The organism is Streptomyces sp. BR123, assembly GCF_013401435.1.
GTDB lineage: Bacteria > Actinomycetota > Actinomycetes > Streptomycetales > Streptomycetaceae > Streptomyces.
Map to the genome: position 1 here is coordinate 1 of NZ_JACBGN010000449.1, position 3977 is coordinate 3977.

At 75.6% G+C, this 3977-nt stretch carries 2 protein-coding genes and 1 pseudogene; 1 reads left to right on the forward strand and 2 read right to left on the reverse strand.

The genetic code is table 11. The annotated features are described in order from the left end of the window. Window positions 1–31: 31 nt before the first annotated feature. On the reverse strand, window positions 32–2332 hold the full coding sequence (locus HYE82_RS39160) for an MMPL family transporter (protein ID WP_179178213.1): 2301 nt from the start codon (window positions 2330–2332) through the stop codon (window positions 32–34). Window positions 2333–2476: 144 nt separating this feature from the next. Here HYE82_RS39160 and HYE82_RS34760 point away from each other — a divergent pair, with 144 nt between their 5' ends. Beyond that, window positions 2477–3169, forward strand: coding sequence for a TetR/AcrR family transcriptional regulator (locus tag HYE82_RS34760; RefSeq protein ID WP_179178214.1), 693 nt, complete (start codon window positions 2477–2479; stop codon window positions 3167–3169). 80 nt (window positions 3170–3249) lie between these two features. Here HYE82_RS34760 and HYE82_RS34765 read toward each other — a convergent pair. Further along, window positions 3250–3977: pseudogene (locus HYE82_RS34765) on the reverse strand (MFS transporter); the annotation flags it as partial.

The following is a 3977-nucleotide window of genomic DNA, read 5'->3' on the forward strand; positions in this document are numbered from 1 at the left end:
AGCTCGGACGGGGTGGCGGGCATGCGGTTCCTCACGGGGCGGGGTTCGGCTCGGTGGTGGCGGTGTCGGCGGCGGCACCGGCCGGGGCGGCCGTGCGCGGGCCCGTACCGTCGGCCCCGCGCTCGCCGCGGCCCTGGCCCTCGATGTCCATGTGGGGCAGGAGGCGGTCGAGCCAGGCGGGCAGCCACCAGTTGCGTGTGCCGAGCAGCACCATGCTGGTGGGCACCAGCAGTCCGCGGACGACGGTGGCGTCCAGGGCGACGGCCGTGGCCAGGCCGATCCCGAACATCTTCACCACGGGGTCCTCCGACAGCAGGTAGCTCAGAAACACACTCACCATGATCAGGGCTGCCGAGGTGATGATGCGCCCGGTACCCGCCAGGCCGGCGACCACCGCGCGCCGGTTGTCCCCGTACCGCAACCAGTTCTCCCGTACCGCGGTGAGCAGGAACACCTCGTAGTCCATCGAGAGCCCGAACAGGACGGCGAACATCAGCAGCGGCACGTAGCCGGGGATCGGCACGGGGCCATCGAGGCCGATGAGCCCGGCCCCCCAGCCCCACTGGAACACGGCGGTCAGCACCCCGTACGCGGCACCGACCGACAGCAGGTTCATCACGGCCGCCTTGCCCGCGACGACGGGGGAGCGGAACGCGAGCAGGAGCAGCAGCGCGGCGACGGCGACGACGGTGGCGATGATCAGGGGCATCCGGCGCGCGAGCCGGTCGTTGAGGTCGGCCTGGGCGGCAGCGGCGCCTCCGACGTGGGCAGTCGCCCCGCTGTCCGCGGTGGCTGCGGGCAGGACGGACTCCCGCAGCCGGTCGACGAGTTCGGCGGTGCGCGGGTCGCCGGGGCCGGTGGCGGGGGTGACCTGCCAGCGGGCGGTACGGGCGTCCGCGGCGAGCTGGGGCGCGCCGACCGCGGCCACGCCGGGGGCCTGCCCCAGCGCGGTGGTGACGGCGGTGAGGCGCCCGTCGGACGGGTCGGCGGCGGGCGCGGGCAGGGAGGCGGTGACCTGGAGGGGGCCGTTGGCGCCGGGGCCGAAGGCGTCCGCCAGCCGCCCGTAGGCGATGCGGCTGTCCGTCCCGGCGGGCTTGTCGCCGGCGTCGAGCTGGCCGAACGTCAACTGCGCCGCGGGGGCGGCCAGTACGGCGATCAGGGCGAGTCCGGCGAGCAGGTGGCGCCAGGGGCGGCCGGCGACGTAGGCGGCCAGCCGGTGCCAGCGCGCACCGGCCGGGCTGTCGGCCGGATCCCCCGAGGGACCGCCGGCCGGATCGCCCCCGGGGTGGCCCGACGGGCCGTCGGCGGCGGCAGCGCGGCGCAGGATGGGCGCGAGCCGTCGGCCGAGCAGCGAGAGCAGGGCCGGCAGGAGGGTGAGCGCGGCCAGGACGGCCACGAGCACGGCGATCCCCGGGGCGAGCGCAAGGGCGTGGAGCAGCGGCAGCCCGCCGAGCGCGAGGCCGGCCAGGGCGGCTGCCACCGCGCAGCCGGCGAAGGCCGCGGCCTTGCCCGAGGTCGCCGTGGTCCGGGCGGCGGCCTCCACCGCGGGGACGCCCGCGGCGAGCAGGTCCCGGAAGCGGGTCAGGCAGAACAGGCTGTAGTCGATGCCCACGCCCAGGCCGATCATGGCGGCGATCGTGGCGCCGGAGGACGGCATGTCCATCACGTGCCCGGCGAGCCCGATCAGGGCCAGCGAGACCACGAGCCCCACGACGCCGACGACGATCGGCAGCCCCGCCGCGGTGACCCGGCGCAGACCCGCGAACAGGATGACGGCCGCGGCCGCCAGACCGATCAGCTCGCTGTGCCCGGTGGAGCCCTTGTCCGCCGCAGCGGCGAGATCGCCGCCCGGGGTGACCTCGATCCCCGCCTCCTCCGCCGGGGCGGCGGCGGCCACGACGGCGTCCGTGATCTCCGGGGTGATGTCGCGGCCGGTCACGTCCAGCCCGACCGAGAGGTACGCGGTGTGGCCGTCCCGGCTCATCGCGGCCCGGCCGGCGGGATCGTACGGAGTGGTGACGGCGACGACGTGGTCGACGCGTGCCAGGTCCGCGGCCGCGGCCTGCACTGCCGTCCTCAGTGCGTCGGAGGTCAGCGGGGCGCCGTCGGCGGGGGTGTGCAGCACCACGGGCTGGTTCCCCGAGGGCGGGCCGGGGAAGGCCCCGGCCGCGTCGCGGGCCGCTTGGCTGTCGCTGCCGGGGATGGCCACCGCCTCGCTGGTGGCCCGGCCGTGGACGAGGACCGCGGCGGCGAGCGCGAGCAGCACCGCCAGCCAGACGGCGAGGACCCGGCCGGGGCGGACGGCGCAACTGCGCCCCAGGGCGTGGAACATCGTGCGGATCTTCCTCTCGTTCGACAGCGGGCAGCCGGGGCGGGCAGGCCCGCGCCGGAGGCCCGCACAGCAAGTTGCACTCCGAGTGCACATTTACGTTTGCACTCGGGGTGCAATAATGTCAATCCGAGGAAGGAGGCCCAGGTGGAGAAGGATCCGGAGCGGGCCGCAGCGGCACCGGCACCGTCGGCGGACGGCAGGACCGAACGCGGCCGGCAGACCAGGGGCAGGATCGCCGACGCGCTGCTGGCCCTGCTGGACGAGGGGGCGACGGAGTTCCCCGCGGAGAAGGTGGCGGCGTACGCCGGGGTCTCGCGGCGGTCGGTGTTCCACCACTTCGCCGACATGGCGCAGCTCGTGGACACCGCGATCACCCGGCGACTGGAGCAGCTGGCCGAGCAGATCAGGCCGCTGCCGACCACCGGCCCGCGCGCGGTGCGGGTGGCCGCGCTCGCCGAGCAGCGGGCCCGGATCCTGGAGTGGATCACGCCCGCCCGCAAGGCGGTGATGCGCATGGACCACCCGTCGCCGCGCATCCAGCAGACGATCGACGAGGCTTTCGCCGAAGCCCGCGCCCGGCTGGAGGCCGTCCTGGCGGAGGAGCTCGACACCCTGGCGGGGCAGCGCCGCACCGACCTGGTCAACGGGCTGGATGCGGTCACCACCTGGGGTGCCTGGCACCACTGGCGCTCCACGGGCTTGACCCCCGAGCAGGCCCGGCACGCGATGGAGGCCACCGTGCTCAACCTGCTCGCCTCCATTGGCCCGGTGCCGGAGCCGGATGCCGCGCCCGACACCGGGCTCGACACCGCCCCGGGCTCCGGCTCACCCGCCTGACGCGGCGGCAGCGGTGCGCCAGGCAAGGCGAAGGGGCGGGCGCCCGCGGGGCGCCCGCCCCTCCTCCGCCCTTCGCGGCGTCAGGCCGTCGCCGATTCCGTACGCGCTGGGCGTGCGCCCGGCGCCAGCCGCCCGCTGCGGTCGAGCCCGAACACCGCGCCCGCGCAGAGCAGTCCGAGCGCGGCCAGCGAGAACCACGGCAGCGCCGCCGCGCCCGCGACCCGCGCCGCATCGAGCGCCACTCCGGTGAGCAGGTTCCCCAGGGTGATACCGATCCCGCAGATGGTGTTGTACAGCCCGTAGTGCGTGGCGACGAGCCGGTCACCGGAGAGCCGGACCAGGGTGTCCATCTCGAAGGGGTAGGCGATCATGGTGCCGAGGGCGAGCAGCACGGCGGTCAGCATCGGTGGCACGACGGCGCTCGGCAACCGCCATGCGCCGCTGTCCGGGAGCGGTACGACCGCAGCGAGCAGCAGCGGCACGAAGGCCGCGCCCATGGTGAGCAGCCCCCGGACCAGCGCCCGCCCGGGCGTCATCCGGGCCTTGCACCAAGCGGTGACGCGGGTCTGGAACAGGATGGTGCCCAGCCCGGACACGGCGAACAGTGCGGCCGTCGCGGCGGTGCCGAAGGTGCCGCCGCCGCCCAGCCGCCGGACTTCCAGCGGCAGCGCCAGGTACACCTGGTACGACAGCACGTACGAGCCGGTCATCACGATGGAGAACAGCAGGAACGGCCGGTTGGCGAGGATCCCCCGCCACTGCGCCAGTACCTTCTCCCGGGCGCCGCCCTGTGCGCCCGCCCCGGCCC